At 58.7% G+C, this 13,854-nt stretch carries 11 protein-coding genes; all 11 read left to right on the top strand.

What is annotated here, in order from left to right; translation table 11 throughout:
- The 11 genes from EBL_RS15830 (at position 1) to ftsA (ending at position 13,843) form a co-directional block, all read left to right on the top strand.
- Positions 1-1,767: a peptidoglycan glycosyltransferase FtsI gene (locus tag EBL_RS15830; RefSeq protein ID WP_002464066.1), complete on the top strand. Its 1,767-nt coding sequence runs from the start codon at positions 1-3 to the stop codon at positions 1,765-1,767.
- Positions 1,754-3,241 (top strand): UDP-N-acetylmuramoyl-L-alanyl-D-glutamate--2,6-diaminopimelate ligase, encoded by a 1,488-nt coding sequence (gene murE / locus EBL_RS15825; RefSeq protein ID WP_002464065.1) that lies wholly within the window; start codon positions 1,754-1,756, stop codon positions 3,239-3,241. Before EBL_RS15830 ends, murE begins: the two co-directional genes overlap by 14 nt.
- Entirely contained in the window at positions 3,238-4,596 is a 1,359-nt protein-coding gene (murF, locus tag EBL_RS15820; protein WP_002464064.1) for a UDP-N-acetylmuramoyl-tripeptide--D-alanyl-D-alanine ligase, read from the top strand. Before murE ends, murF begins: the two co-directional genes overlap by 4 nt.
- Positions 4,590-5,672 (top strand): phospho-N-acetylmuramoyl-pentapeptide-transferase, encoded by a 1,083-nt coding sequence (mraY, locus tag EBL_RS15815; protein ID WP_002464063.1) that lies wholly within the window; start codon positions 4,590-4,592, stop codon positions 5,670-5,672. Before murF ends, mraY begins: the two co-directional genes overlap by 7 nt.
- A gap of 2 nt (positions 5,673-5,674) precedes the next feature.
- A complete protein-coding gene (gene murD / locus EBL_RS15810; RefSeq protein WP_002464062.1) occupies positions 5,675-6,991 on the top strand; it encodes a UDP-N-acetylmuramoyl-L-alanine--D-glutamate ligase in 1,317 nt (438 codons plus the stop codon).
- Positions 6,991-8,232, top strand: coding sequence for a cell division protein FtsW (gene ftsW / locus EBL_RS15805; RefSeq protein ID WP_002464061.1), 1,242 nt, complete (start codon positions 6,991-6,993; stop codon positions 8,230-8,232). The genes murD and ftsW overlap by 1 nt, the downstream gene beginning before the upstream one ends.
- Positions 8,232-9,299 carry an undecaprenyldiphospho-muramoylpentapeptide beta-N-acetylglucosaminyltransferase gene (gene murG / locus EBL_RS15800; RefSeq protein ID WP_002464059.1) on the top strand — a complete coding sequence of 356 codons (1,068 nt, stop codon included), beginning with the start codon at positions 8,232-8,234 and terminating at the stop codon, positions 9,297-9,299. The genes ftsW and murG overlap by 1 nt, the downstream gene beginning before the upstream one ends.
- A gap of 70 nt (positions 9,300-9,369) precedes the next feature.
- Positions 9,370-10,845, top strand: coding sequence for a UDP-N-acetylmuramate--L-alanine ligase (murC, locus tag EBL_RS15795; RefSeq protein ID WP_002464057.1), 1,476 nt, complete (start codon positions 9,370-9,372; stop codon positions 10,843-10,845).
- Positions 10,838-11,758: a D-alanine--D-alanine ligase gene (locus tag EBL_RS15790; protein WP_002464056.1), complete on the top strand. Its 921-nt coding sequence runs from the start codon at positions 10,838-10,840 to the stop codon at positions 11,756-11,758. Before murC ends, EBL_RS15790 begins: the two co-directional genes overlap by 8 nt.
- A gap of 1 nt (position 11,759) precedes the next feature.
- Positions 11,760-12,587: a cell division protein FtsQ gene (ftsQ, locus tag EBL_RS15785; RefSeq protein WP_002464053.1), complete on the top strand. Its 828-nt coding sequence runs from the start codon at positions 11,760-11,762 to the stop codon at positions 12,585-12,587.
- On the top strand, positions 12,587-13,843 hold the full coding sequence (gene ftsA, locus EBL_RS15780) for a cell division protein FtsA (protein WP_002464051.1): 1,257 nt from the start codon (positions 12,587-12,589) through the stop codon (positions 13,841-13,843). The genes ftsQ and ftsA overlap by 1 nt, the downstream gene beginning before the upstream one ends.
- Positions 13,844-13,854: the final 11 nt, after the last annotated feature.

Raw genomic sequence — 13,854 nt, 5'->3', positions numbered from 1 at the left:
ATGAAAGCAGCGACAAAATCGCTTAAACCAAAACGTCAGGAAGAGCAGGCCAACTTTGTTAGTTGGCGTTTTGCGTTGCTTTGCGGTTGTATCCTGCTGGCACTGACGTTCCTGCTGGGGCGCGTAGCCTGGCTGCAGATAATCAACCCGGATATGCTGGTGCGCCAGGGGGATATGCGCTCATTACGCGTTCAGGAGGTTTCTACCTCGCGCGGGCTTATCACCGATCGGGCCGGGCGTCCGCTGGCGGTATCGGTGCCGGTAAAAGCCATCTGGGCGGATCCTAAAGAGTTACATGAAGCGGGCGGGGTCACCCTCGACAACCGCTGGAAAGCCCTGGCCGATGCGCTGAAAATGCCGCTGGATCAGCTGGCTAACCGGGTAAATTCCAACCCGCGAATGCGCTTTATCTACCTGGCCCGCCAGGTGAACCCGGATCTGGGCGACTACGTTAAAAAACTCAAATTGCCCGGCATCCACCTGCGCGAAGAGTCCCGCCGCTATTACCCTTCCGGTGAGGTCACCTCCCACCTGATTGGCTTTACGAACGTAGACAGCCAGGGGATCGAAGGGGTTGAGAAAAGTTTTGATAAATGGCTGACTGGCCAGCCCGGTGAGCGCATTGTGCGTAAAGACCGCTTTGGCCGGGTGATTGAGGATATCTCGTCAACGGACAGCCAGGCCGCCCACAACCTGGCCCTGAGTATTGATGAGCGCTTACAGGCGCTGGTGTACCGGGAGCTGAATAACGCGGTGGCCTTTAACAAGGCGGAATCGGGCAGTGCGGTACTGGTGGATGTTAACACCGGTGAAGTGCTGGCGATGGCTAACAGCCCCTCCTATAACCCGAACAACCTCTCCGGCACCGCCAAAGATGTGATGCGTAACCGGGCCATTACCGACGTGTTTGAACCGGGCTCCACCGTGAAACCGATGGTGGTCATGACCGCGCTGCAGCGTGGCGTGGTGCGGGAAAATACCGTGCTCAATACGGTGCCTTACCGTATTAACGGCCACGAAATTAAAGACGTCGCGCGGTACAGCGAATTAACCCTGACCGGGGTGCTCCAGAAGTCGAGTAACGTTGGCGTTTCCAAGCTGGCGTTAGCGATGCCCTCCTCAGCGCTGGTAGATGCTTACTCGCGTTTTGGACTGGGAAAAGCGACCAATTTGGGGTTGGTCGGAGAACGCAGTGGCTTATATCCGCAAAAACAACGGTGGTCTGACATAGAGAGGGCCACCTTCTCTTTCGGCTACGGGCTGATGGTAACCCCACTCCAGTTAGCGCGTGTCTATGCAACCATCGGCAGCTACGGGATCTACCGCCCGCTGTCGATAACCAAAGTTGACCCGCCAGTGCCCGGTGAACGTGTCTTCCCGGAATCCATTGTGCGCACCGTCGTGCATATGATGGAGAGTGTGGCACTGCCCGGCGGCGGCGGCGTGAAAGCGGCCATCAAGGGCTACCGGATTGCGATTAAAACCGGTACGGCGAAAAAAGTGGGCCCGGACGGGCGCTACATCAACAAATATATTGCTTACACCGCCGGGGTTGCCCCGGCCAGCCAGCCGCGTTTCGCGCTGGTGGTGGTGATTAACGATCCTCAGGCGGGTAAGTATTACGGTGGTGCGGTATCAGCGCCGGTGTTTGGCGCCATTATGGGCGGCGTGCTGCGCACCATGAATATCGAGCCTGATGCACTGGCAACGGGCGAAAAAAGCGAATTTGTAATTAATCAGGAAGAGGCTAAAGGTGGCAGATCGTAATTTGCGCGACCTTCTCGCGCCCTGGGTGCCGGCGGCACCCGGGCGGGCACTGCGGGAGATGACCCTGGACAGCCGCGTTGCGGCGTGCGGGGATCTTTTTGTTGCGGTGCAGGGGCATCAGGCGGACGGGCGTCGTTATATCCCGCAGGCGATAGCGCAAGGCGTGGCGGCCGTAGTAGCCGAAGCGGAAGGTGAAGCCCGGGACGGCGAAGTGCGTGAAATTCACGGTGTGCCGGTGGTCTACCTTAGCCAGCTTAATCAGCGGTTATCCGCGCTGGCGGGGCGTTTTTATAACGAACCCTGCGACGCACTCACCCTGGTGGGCGTCACCGGCACCAACGGTAAAACCACTACCACGCAGCTGCTGGCCCAGTGGAGCCAGTTACTGGGCGAAACCAGTGCGGTGATGGGGACTGTGGGTAACGGCCTGCTGGGTAAAGTGGCGCCGACAGAAAACACCACCGGCTCTGCGGTTGATGTCCAGCATGAGCTGGCGCAGCTGGTCTCTCAGGGGGCGACATTCGCCGCCATGGAGGTCTCTTCCCACGGTCTGGTTCAGCACCGGGTGGCGGCGCTGAAGTTTGCCGCGTCGGTGTTTACTAACCTGAGCCGTGATCACCTTGATTATCATGGCGATATGGCCCATTACGAAGCGGCCAAGTGGTTACTGTTCTCCGAACACCTGTATGGCGAGGCCATCATCAATGCGGATGACGAAACCGGCCGCCGCTGGCTGGCCCGCCTGCCGGACGCGGTTGCCGTTGCTGTGGGAGATCATATTAATTCCGACTGCCATGGCCGCTGGCTGAAGGCCACCGGCGTGGACTACCACGACAGTGGTGCCACCATCCGTTTTGACTCCACCTGGGGGGCGGGTGAAATTGAAAGCCGCCTGATGGGGGCGTTTAACGTCAGTAACCTGCTGCTGGCGCTGGCAACCCTGCTGGCGCTGGGCTACCCGCTGGCGGCGCTGCTGAGTACCGCCGGGCGTCTGCAACCGGTTTGTGGCCGTATGGAAGTGTTCAGCGCACCGGGTAAACCTACCGTGGTGGTGGATTACGCCCACACCCCGGATGCCCTGGAAAAAGCCCTGGAAGCTGCCCGCCTGCACTGTAATGGCAAGTTGTGGTGCGTCTTCGGCTGTGGCGGGGATCGCGACAAAGGTAAGCGCCCACTTATGGGAGCAATTGCCGAGCAGTTTGCCGACATTGTCGTGGTGACTGACGACAACCCGCGTACCGAAGAGCCGGCGGCCATCATCAGCGATATTCTGGCCGGTATGCTGGATGCGGGGCGCGCCCGTGCGGTAGAAGGCCGCGCCGAAGCCGTTACCAGCGCCATTATGCAGGCGCAACCTGAGGATGTGGTCCTGGTGGCCGGTAAAGGCCATGAAGATTATCAGATTGTTGGCAACCGCCGTCTGGACTACTCAGACCGTGTCACTGCCGCCCGTTTGCTGGGGGTACTGGCATGATCCTGGTAACGCTAAAACAGATAGCCACCGTGGTAAATGGTCGCCTGACCGGTGCTGACTGCACCGTGGATGCGGTGACCACTGATACCCGTAAAGTGACCCCGGGGTGCCTGTTTGTCGCCCTGCAGGGGGAGCGTTTCGATGCGCACGATTTTGTCGCCCAGGCGACAGAGCAGGGCGCTGGCGCGCTGCTGGTCAGCCGCGAAGTGAGCACTAACGCCCCGACCATTTTAGTGGACGATACCCGCCTGGCCTTTGGCCGCCTGGCAGCCTGGGTGCGCCAGCAGGTGCCTGCCCGGGTTGTTGCCCTGACCGGCTCCTCCGGGAAAACCTCGGTCAAAGAGATGACGGCGGCTATCCTGCGCCAGTGCGGTAAGACCCTGTACACCGCCGGTAACCTGAATAACGACATCGGCGTGCCGATGACGCTGCTGCGCCTGACCCCGGAATATGATTACGCAGTGATTGAACTGGGGGCTAACCACCAGGGCGAGATTGCCTGGACTGTCAGCCTGACCCGCCCCGAAGCGGCGCTGGTCAATAACCTGGCGGCGGCCCACCTGGAAGGGTTCGGCTCGCTGGCGGGGGTGGCAAAAGCCAAGGGTGAGATTTTTGGCGGCTTGTCCGCAAACGGCACGGCTATCGTTAACGCCGACAACAACGACCTGGTGAACTGGAAAGCCACCATTGGCTCACGCACCACCTGGCGCTTCTCACCAGATAAGCCGGGCTGTGACTTTTCCGCCCGTGAGGTGAAGATCACCAGCGCCGGGACAGTATTCACACTCTGTACCCCTCAGGGGGAAACGGATGTGCTGCTGCCGTTACCTGGCCGCCACAATATTGCCAATGCTCTGGCGGCGGCGGCGCTGGCCAGTGCGGTAGGGGCACCGCTGAGTGCGATTAAAACCGGCCTTGCTGAGCTGAAAGCCGTGCCCGGGCGCCTGTTCCCGATAGCCCTTGCCCCGTATAAGTTGCTGCTGGATGACAGCTACAACGCCAATGTGGGCTCCATGAGCGCTGCCGCTCAGGTGCTGGGCGATATGCCCGGATACCGGGTGATGATTGTCGGCGATATGGCAGAGCTGGGTCCGGAGTCGGACGACTGCCACCGCCAGGTGGGGGAGGCCGCGCGCCGTGCAGGTATCGATGCGGTACTCAGCGTCGGTAAACTGAGCCACACCATCAGCGAAGCCAGTGCACATGGCCGCCATTTTGCTGATAAATCAGCGTTAATTGCTTATGCCCAGGAGCTTATTGCTCAGCATGAGGTTATTACACTTTTAGTTAAGGGTTCACGTAGTGCTGCCATGGAAGAGGTGGTACATGCGCTACAGGAGATGGGAACATGCTAGTTTGGTTGGCCGAGCATCTGGTCAAATATTATTCCGGGTTTAACGTCTTTTCTTATCTGACGTTTCGCGCCATCGTCAGCCTGTTAACAGCGCTGTTTCTTTCTCTGTGGATGGGGCCGCGCCTGATTGCGCGCCTGCAGCAGCTCTCTTTTGGCCAGGTGGTGCGTAACGACGGCCCCGAGTCACACTTCAGCAAGCGCGGCACGCCGACCATGGGCGGGCTGATGATCCTCACCGCCATTGTGGTATCGGTACTGATGTGGGCCTACCCCTCAAACCCCTATGTCTGGTGCGTGCTGTTCGTGCTGGTGGGTTTTGGCGTTGTGGGCTTTGTCGATGACTACCGCAAAGTGGTGCGTAAAGACACCAAAGGGCTGGTGGCGCGCTGGAAGTATTTCTGGATGTCGGTTATCTCCCTGTCGGTGGCGTTTGCGCTGTATCTCGCCGGGAAGGGCACACCAGCCACCGAGCTGGTGGTGCCGTTCTTTAAAGACGTGATGCCGCAACTGGGGCTGTTTTATGTGGTGTTCGCCTATTTTGTGATTGTCGGGACCGGTAACGCGGTCAACCTGACCGACGGTCTGGATGGCCTGGCGATTATGCCGACCGTGTTTGTGGCGGCGGGCTTTGCGCTGGTGGCCTGGGCTACCGGGAACATGAACTTTGCCAGCTATCTGCATATTCCTTACCTGCGCCACGCCGGTGAGCTGGTTATCGTCTGCACGGCGATTGTCGGCGCGGGCCTCGGGTTTTTGTGGTTTAACACCTACCCGGCACAGGTCTTTATGGGCGATGTGGGCTCCCTGGCTCTGGGCGGTGCGCTGGGGACGATTGCGGTACTGCTGCGCCAGGAGTTCCTGCTGGTCATTATGGGCGGCGTATTCGTGGTGGAAACCCTGTCGGTGATTTTGCAGGTCGGCTCGTTTAAGCTGCGCGGCCAGCGTATTTTCCGTATGGCGCCGATTCATCACCACTATGAGCTGAAAGGCTGGCCGGAGCCGCGCGTGATTGTGCGCTTCTGGATTGTTTCTCTGATGCTGGTCCTGATTGGTCTGGCAACGCTGAAGGTACGTTAATCATGAATGATTACCAGGGGAAAAAGGTTGCCATTATTGGCCTGGGTCTGACCGGGCTGTCATGCGTTGACTTTTTTATCGCCCGCGGCGTTACGCCGCAGGTGATGGATACCCGCATCAACCCACCCGGTATGGACAAGCTGCCCGGGCAGGTTGAGTGTCATACCGGCGGTATTAATGAAGCGTGGCTGCTGGCAGCGGATCTGATTGTCGCCAGCCCGGGTATCCCCCTGTCGCACCCGGCACTGATAGCTGCGGCAGACGCCGGTATCGAAATTGTCGGTGATATTGAGCTGTTCTGCCGTGAAGCCCAGGCGCCGATTGTGGCCATTACCGGGTCAAACGGGAAAAGCACCGTGACCACCCTGGTGGGCGAGATGGCGAAAGCCGCCGGTGTTAATGTTGGCGTTGGCGGCAATATTGGTGTGCCGGCGCTGATGCTGCTGGATCCGGCCCGCGAGCTGTATGTCCTGGAGCTGTCCAGCTTCCAGCTGGAAACCACCAACAGCCTGCGGGCGGCCGCGGCCACTATTCTTAACGTGACCGAAGACCATATGAACCGCTACCCGCTGGGCATGCAGCAGTACCGGGCGGCAAAACTGCGGATTTACGAAAACGCCAAAGTGTGCGTGGTGAATGCCAGCGACCCGCTGACCATGCCGGTACGCGGCGCAGATGAACGCTGCGTGAGCTTTGGCGTGGATGTGGGGGATTATCACCTCAACCGCCAGGGAAGCGATACCTGGCTGCGGGTGAACGGCGAGCGGGTGCTCAATGTAAAAGAGATGAAACTCACCGGCCAGCACAACTACACCAATGCCCTGTCGGCGCTGGCGCTGGCGGATGCGGTGGGGTTACCCCGGGCCAGCAGCCTGAAGGCGCTGACCACATTTACCGGGCTGGAGCACCGCTTTGAGCTGGCCCTTGATCATAACGGCGTACGCTGGATAAACGACTCCAAAGCCACCAACGTGGGCAGCACCGAAGCGGCGCTGAACGGCCTGCATGTGGACGGGGTGCTGCACCTGCTGCTGGGCGGTGACGGTAAAGGGGCTGATTTTGAGCCGCTGCGCCCCTACCTGGCGGGGGAGAATATTCGGCTGTACTGCTTCGGGCGCGATGGTGCCCAGCTGGCGGCACTGCGCCCGGATCGCGCCGAGCTCACCGACACCATGGCCGAGGCGATGGCGCTGGTTGCCGGGCGTACCCGCTCTGGCGATATGGTGCTGCTCTCCCCGGCCTGTGCGAGCCTTGATCAGTTCCGCAGTTTTGAACAACGGGGTGATGAGTTCACCCGCCTGGCGAAGGAGCTGGGTTGATGCGGCTTTCTCTTCCACGCCCGCGTATTCCCCGGATCCCCGGGTCCGCGCTCTTTGGCTGGCTGTTTAACAGCGTAAAAGGCTGGGTCATGGGCTCCCGCGAGGCGGACGCCAACAGCATGGTGATGTACGATCGCACCCTGCTGTGGCTCACCTTCGGCCTGGCGGCTATCGGCTTTATTATGGTGACCTCGGCCTCGATGCCGGTGGGCCAGCGCCTGGCGGATGATCCGTTTTTATTTGCCAAGCGTGATGGCCTGTATATCGTGCTGGCGTTTTTGCTCTCGCTGATTACCCTGCGCCTGCCGATGGAGTTCTGGCAGCGCTACAGTGCGGCCATGCTGATTGCCTCGATTGTCATGCTGCTGGTGGTACTGGTGGTGGGGAGCTCGGTTAACGGGGCATCCCGCTGGATTGCCTTTGGCCCGCTGCGTATTCAGCCGGCGGAGTTCTCGAAACTGTCGCTGTTCTGCTTCCTGTCGAATTATCTGGTGCGCAAGGTAGACGAGGTGCGCAATAACCTGCGCGGCTTCCTGAAACCGATGGGCGTGATTCTGGTGATGGCGGTACTGCTGCTGGCTCAGCCGGACCTCGGCACCGTGGTGGTGCTGTTTGTGACCACCCTGTCGATGCTGTTTCTGGCCGGTGCCAAGCTGTGGCAGTTTATGGCGATTATCGGCATGGGGATCTCGGCGGTTGTCCTGCTGATCCTTGCCGAGCCCTACCGTATCCGCCGCGTGACCTCCTTCTGGAACCCGTGGGATGACCCCTTTGGTAGCGGCTACCAGCTGACCCAGTCACTGATGGCCTTTGGCCGCGGGGAGATGTGGGGCCAGGGGCTGGGTAACTCAGTTCAGAAACTGGAATATCTGCCGGAAGCACACACGGACTTTATCTTCTCCATCATCGGGGAAGAGCTGGGATATATCGGTGTGGTACTGGCCCTTTTAATGGTATTCTTCGTGGCTTTTCGGGCGATGTCCATCGGGCGTCGCGCGCTGGAATGTGACCAGCGTTTCTCCGGTTTTCTGGCGTGCTCTATCGGTATCTGGTTCAGTTTCCAGGCGCTGGTCAACGTCGGGGCCGCTGCGGGGATGTTACCTACCAAGGGGCTGACCCTGCCGTTGATCAGTTATGGGGGTTCGAGCCTGCTGATCATGTCGACGGCAATCATGTTGTTATTACGAATTGATTATGAAACGCGTCTGGTCAAGGCCCAGGCGTTTACAAGAGGTGCCTGATGAGTGGCGAAAACCGTCGATTAATGGTGATGGCCGGCGGAACCGGGGGGCATGTGTTCCCGGGGCTGGCAGTAGCACACCGTTTGATGGAGCAGGGCTGGCAGGTGCGCTGGCTGGGAACAGCGGACCGGATGGAAGCGGACCTGGTGCCAAAGCACGGCATTGATATTGACTTTATTCGTATTTCCGGCCTGCGTGGCAAAGGGCTGAAAGCCCAGTTGCTGGCGCCGGTACGTATTTTTAACGCCTGGCGTCAGGCGCGGGCCATTATGAAGCGCTTTAAGCCCGACGTTGTGCTGGGCATGGGTGGTTATGTTTCTGGCCCGGGCGGCCTTGCGGCCTGGTCTCTGGGTATCCCGGTGGTCCTGCATGAGCAAAACGGTATCGCCGGGCTGACCAACAAATGGCTGGCGAAGATAGCCACCAAAGTGATGCAGGCGTTCCCGGGGGCATTCCCCAACGCAGATGTCGTGGGCAACCCGGTACGTACCGATGTGCTGGCGCTACCGGCCCCGGCTGAGCGTTATGCCGACCGGAGCGGGGCCATCAGAGTGCTGGTGGTGGGCGGCTCCCAGGGGGCGCGGATCCTCAACCAGACGCTGCCACAGGTGGCCGGGCGTCTGGGCGACAAAGTGACTATCTGGCACCAGAGCGGTAAAGGCGCGGAGCAGGCCGTTAAACAGGCCTACGTGGATGCGGGCCAGCCACAGCATAAAGTCACCGAGTTTATTGACGATATGGCCGCCGCTTATGGCTGGGCGGATGTGGTGGTGTGCCGCTCCGGGGCGTTAACGGTCAGTGAGATTGCTGCCGCCGGGCTTCCGGCCCTGTTTGTGCCGTTCCAGCATAAAGATCGCCAGCAATACTGGAATGCCCTGCCGCTGGAAAAAGCCGGCGCGGCGAAAATTCTTGAGCAACCACAGTTTACGGTCGATGCGGTAACCGGCGTACTGAATGGCTGGGATCGCCCGGCACTGCTGGCAATGGCGCTGCGCGCGCGCGAAGCGTCAATACCGGATGCCACTGAACGGGTTGCTACTGAGGTCAGCGCAGCTGCGCGGGCATGATTTTTCCGGGGCGCGCGGATGGCGCGCTCTGTATTGGGATGTTAAGGCGTTATTGCCACAGGTTTAAATAATGAATACACAACAACTGGCGAAACTGCGTTCTATCGTGCCTGAGATGCGTCGCGTCCGGCATATTCACTTCGTTGGCATTGGTGGTGCCGGCATGGGGGGTATTGCCGAAGTGCTGGCGAATGAAGGCTATCAGATAAGCGGTTCGGACCTGGCCCCAAACCCGGTTACCCAACAGTTGACGGCACTGGGGGCGACGATTTACTTCCATCACCGCCCGGAAAATGTGCGTGATGCAAGCGTGGTGGTGATGTCTACCGCCATTCCGGCAGACAACCCGGAGCTGGTGGCTGCCCGCGAACTGCGTATTCCGGTGATCCGCCGCGCGGAAATGCTGGCAGAGCTGATGCGCTTTCGCCACGGTATTGCGATTGCCGGTACTCACGGCAAAACCACCACCACCGCCATGATAACCAGTATCTATGCGGAAGCCGGGCTGGACCCGACCTTTGTCAACGGCGGGCTGGTCAAATCTGCCGGTACACATGCGCGCCTGGGCAACAGCCGCTACCTGATTGCCGAAGCAGACGAGAGCGACGCCTCTTTCCTGCACCTGCAGCCGATGGTCTCCGTGGTAACGAATATTGAAGCCGACCATATGGACACCTACCAGGGCGACTTCGAAAACCTGAAGCAGACCTTTATCAACTTTCTGCATAACCTGCCGTTCTACGGCCGCGCGGTGATGTGCATTGATGACGCGGTGATCCGCGAACTGCTGCCGCGGGTGGGGCGCCATATCACCACCTACGGGTTCAGCGACGATGCAGACGTGCGGATTGAGAACTACCGCCAGATTGGCTCCCGGGGCCACTTTACCGTGCTGCGCCAGGACAAGCCCGCGCTGGAGGTTATCCTCAATGCGCCAGGCCGCCACAATGCGCTCAACGCCTCTGCGGCTATTGCCGTGGCAACGGAAGAGGGCATTGATGACGAGGCTATCCTGCGGGCGCTGGACAGCTTCCAGGGCACCGGTCGTCGTTTTGACTTCCTCGGTGAGTTTCCGCTGGCGGAAGTGAACGGCAAAGAGGGCAGCGCAATGCTGGTGGATGACTACGGCCACCACCCTACGGAAGTGGATGCAACGATTAAAGCAGCGCGCGCCGGATGGCCGGACAAAAACCTGGTGATGATCTTCCAGCCCCACCGCTATACCCGCACGCGCGATCTGTATGACGATTTTGCCAATGTTCTGTCTCAGGTCGATACCCTGCTGATGCTGGATGTCTACCCGGCAGGCGAAGCGCCGATCCCGGGGGCGGACAGCCGCTCCCTGTGCCGTACGATCCGCAGCCGCGGTAAGCTGGATCCGATCCTGGTCACAGATCCGGATCAGACCGCTGATATGCTGGCACCTGTATTAACAGGAAATGACCTGATCCTCGTGCAAGGTGCAGGGAACATCGGCAAAATTGCAAAAAAACTGGCTGAAATCAAATTACGGTCTCAAACTCAGGAGGACGAACAACATGGCTGATAAAATTGCCGTCCTGTTGGGGGGCACTTCCGCAGAGCGCGAGGTATCGCTGCAGTCTGGTCAGGCGGTGCTGGCGGGCCTGCGCGAGGCGGGTCTGGATGCCTGGCCGGTAGACCCGCAGGAGATATCCGTATTAACCCTTAAAGAACAGGGGTTTAATAAAGTATTTATTGCGCTGCACGGCCGCGGCGGGGAAGACGGTACTTTGCAAGGGGTGCTGGAATACCTTGATTTGCCTTATACCGGTAGCGGTGTGATGGCCTCTGCTATTACCATGGACAAGCTGCGCACTAAGCAGCTCTGGCAGGGGGCCGGTTTACCCGTGGCGCCCTGGGTTGCGTTGCGCCCTGAAGATATTCGCCACGGCCTCCGGGCTGAGCTGGCCGCCCGCATCGCTGCGCTGGGTATGCCGCTGATTGTGAAACCCAGCTGTGAAGGCTCAAGCGTGGGGATGTCAAAGGTCAATAACCAGGCTGAGCTGATGCCGGCGCTGGAACTGGCGTTTGAACACGACACCGATGTGCTGGTTGAAAAGTGGCTCAGCGGGCCGGAATTCACTATCGCGTTGTTGGGTGAGGAAATTTTACCCTCTATCCGTATACAACCGGCGGGTGTGTTCTATGATTATGAGGCTAAGTATCTCTCTGATGATACTCAGTATTTTTGCCCGGCGGGCCTGAGTGACCAGCAAGAGGCGCAACTGAGCGCGCTGGTGGCGCAAGCCTGGCAGGCCGTCGGTTGTCGGGGATGGGGCCGTGTGGACGCCATGCTCGATAGTGACGGACAGTTTTATCTGCTGGAAGTGAATACCTCCCCGGGCATGACCAGTCATAGCCTGGTGCCCATGGCGGCGCGCCAGGCGGAGATGACGTTCTCGCAACTGGTGGTTCGTATTCTGGAGTTAGCAGACTGATATGTCCCAGGCAGCACTGAACACGCGTAACCGTCAGGAAGAGGAACACCATTCCGGGCGTAATAACGGAACGTATCTTGCGGGAATTTTATTCCTGGGGGCGGTGCTGCTCACCATCTTTATCAGTGTCTGGATGGTGATTGGCTGGATGGAAGACGCCCAGCGTTTACCGCTTTCTAAGCTGGTGGTAACCGGTGAGCGGCACTACACCCGTAACGATGATATTCGCCAGTCGATTCTGGCGCTGGGGCCGCCGGGGACGTTTATGACCCAGGACGTCAATATCATCCAGCAGCAGATTGAGCGCCTGCCCTGGATAAAACAGGTGAGCGTCAGAAAGCAATGGCCCGATGAATTGAAGATTCATCTGGTTGAATATGTGCCCATAGCACGCTGGAATGACCAGCACATGATCGATGCTGACGGTGTTTCCTTCGGTGTGCCGGTAGAGCGCACAGCGAAACAGATACTGCCAGTGCTTTCCGGCCCGGAAGGCAGCGAGAGTGAAGTGTTGCAGGGGTTCAGGAATTTGAGCGCGGTGCTGGCGAAGAACCGGTTTGTGCTGAAGGCAGCCGCCATGACGGCGCGGCGCTCCTGGGTACTGACACTGAACGACGGCATAAAACTTAATCTGGGTCGTGACGATACATTGAACAGACTGAATCGCTTTGTAGAGCTGTACCCGGTTTTACAAAAGCAGGCGCAGACCGAAGGTAAACGGATAAGTTACGTGGATCTGCGTTATGACTCAGGTGCTGCGGTTGGTTGGGCTCCGCTCCCTGCCGAAGAAGTGAATCAACAACAGAATCAGGCACAGGCAGAACAATAATGATTAAGTCGACGGACAGAAAATTGGTTGTAGGACTGGAGATTGGCACCGCCAAGGTCGCCGCTTTAGTAGGGGAAGTTCTGCCCGACGGAATTGTCAATATCATTGGTGTCGGGAGCTGCCCGTCACGGGGAATGGACAAAGGCGGGGTTAACGATCTGGAGTCGGTGGTGAAGTGCGTGCAGCGCGCCATTGACCAGGCAGAACTGATGGCGGACTGCCAGATATCTTCCGTATATCTGGCGCTGTCCGGCAAACATATCAGCTGCCAGAACGAAATTGGTATGGTGCCGATTTCCGAAGAGGAAGTGACCCAGGAAGATGTGGAAAATGTCGTCCACACCGCAAAATCGGTACGTGTTCGCGATGAGCACCGGGTTTTGCATGTGATTCCTCAGGAATATGCTATCGACTATCAGGAAGGGATTAAAAATCCGGTCGGGCTGTCCGGCGTGCGTATGCAGGCCAAGGTACATCTGATCACCTGCCACAACGACATGGCAAAAAACATCGTCAAAGCGGTGGAACGTTGTGGACTGAAAGTTGACCAACTGATATTCGCCGGTCTGGCGGCCAGCTATGCGGTGCTGACAGAAGACGAACGTGAGCTGGGTGTCTGTGTCGTGGATATCGGCGGTGGTACTATGGACATGGCGGTATATACCGGCGGTGCCCTGCGCCACACCAAAGTTATCCCCTATGCCGGGAATGTGGTGACCAGCGATATCGCTTACGCCTTCGGGACACCGCCAAGTGATGCCGAAGCCATCAAAGTGCGCCACGGCTGCGCGCTGGGCTCTCTGGTGGGCAAAGATGAAAGCGTGGAAGTGCCCAGTGTGGGTGGCCGCCCGCCGCGTAGTCTGCAGCGCCAGACCCTGGCTGAAGTGATTGAACCGCGTTACACCGAGCTGCTCAATCTGGTGAACGAAGAGATTTTACAGCTGCAAGAGCAGCTGCGTCAGCAGGGGGTAAAACACCACCTTGCTGCCGGGATTGTACTGACCGGCGGTGCGGCCCAGATAGAAGGTCTGGCCGCATGCGCACAGCGCGTGTTCCATACCCAGGTCCGGATTGGCGCACCGCTGAATATTACGGGTCTGACGGATTACGCCCAGGAGCCTTACTACTCAACAGCGGTAGGTTTGTTGCACTACGGTAAAGAATCACACCTCAGTGGTGAAGCCGAAGTGGAAAAAACCGCCACAGTAAGCTCATGGATTAAGCGAATTAACAGTTGGCTGAGAAAAGAGTTTTAATTTTTTAAAGA

This window comes from Shimwellia blattae DSM 4481 = NBRC 105725 (assembly GCF_000262305.1).
Taxonomy (GTDB): Bacteria; Pseudomonadota; Gammaproteobacteria; order Enterobacterales; family Enterobacteriaceae; genus Shimwellia; species Shimwellia blattae.
This window is presented reverse-complemented; position numbering and strand designations above follow the sequence as displayed.